This is a genomic window from Amycolatopsis sp. NPDC051061, from assembly GCF_040682935.1.
Classification (GTDB): domain Bacteria; phylum Actinomycetota; class Actinomycetes; order Mycobacteriales; family Pseudonocardiaceae; genus Amycolatopsis.
Genome location: NZ_JBFBBZ010000182.1, coordinates 1 through 1,034 on the forward strand (window position 1 = coordinate 1; position 1,034 = coordinate 1,034).

2 protein-coding genes are annotated in these 1,034 nt (G+C 37.6%); both read right to left on the reverse strand.

All coding sequences use genetic code 11. The features are described 5' to 3' along the window. Nucleotides 1-421: aldo/keto reductase (locus AB0N03_RS52545; RefSeq protein ID WP_364389052.1), on the reverse strand; the 421-nt coding region annotated here is incomplete at its 3' end. Nucleotides 422-485: 64 nt separating this feature from the next. Continuing rightward, nucleotides 486-950: a GyrI-like domain-containing protein gene (locus AB0N03_RS52550; protein ID WP_010905253.1), complete on the reverse strand. Its 465-nt coding sequence runs from the start codon at nt 948-950 to the stop codon at nt 486-488. Nucleotides 951-1,034: the final 84 nt, after the last annotated feature.

A 1,034-nucleotide genomic window follows, 5' to 3' on the forward strand; every position in this document is an offset into this window, starting at 1 on the left:
GGATTTTACCAGCTTTTACGCCTGCTTCCATGGCTTTCCAAACTGCAAGATTACGTGTTTCAAAATCAGGGCGGAATGCTTTAGGATTTGGCCAATGAATGAGGTACAAATCAACATAATCAAGTCCCAATTTTTTCAAGGATTCATCCAAGGCTTTCGCAGCGTCCTCTGTTGTTCCTACACCCCAAAGTTTTGTTGTAACGAAAAGTTCCTCACGGGGAATTCCTGAATCAGCAATTGCTTGACCGACTGATTCTTCATTTTTATAAACTGCCGCTGTATCAATATGACGATATCCTGCTTCAAGTGCTGCTTTTACCGCATTATAAGCTTCTTCTCCGCTCGCAGATTGCCAAGTTCCAAAGCCAACTTTTGGAATTTTAATGCCATTGTTTAGTGTGTAAGTGTCTGTTAATGTCATGATTTTTTCTACTTAGTAATTTTTGAAATACAACAACTCGTCATCAATGAAACTATTTGGACTTTTATATTCTTTCAATTGGAAACCATAGTTCTAACTCTTCAGGATTTTCTGCTGAAATTGATTGATGTTCTTGTACTGCTCCAACAATTTTTAAATCATTTTGAGTTAAATAATTCCACATATCTGAATAAGTCTTGTTCATTTCATAAGTTGTTGTTTCAACAACGAAATAACGAAAGCCTGGAAGTGTCCATTTAGTCCAATTTTCAGGCTTTTGCGCTGAATTTTCAACTTCAACACCTGCCAGATAGAGTCCACCATTATTCCATGGTTTAAATTGCCCTGATTCATCAGACATGGCCCCCCAAATTGTGAGTGGCTGCTTAATCAAATGAATAATTTCCTCAAAAGCGTTGGTTGCTTCTTGCCAGAGTGGTGGAATCCAAATGTCAGCTTCTTGTGCTTTACCTAAGCCTTCTTTTCCAATGATGGAGAAAGATGACTTTTCAACTTCTCTGATGTTCACTTCCCCTCCTCACTCTTTTTGACAATGATGTTTCTTGCTTTTTTAAGCAATAAGGCTTCTTTTGAAACCGTTATAAAGTCATTT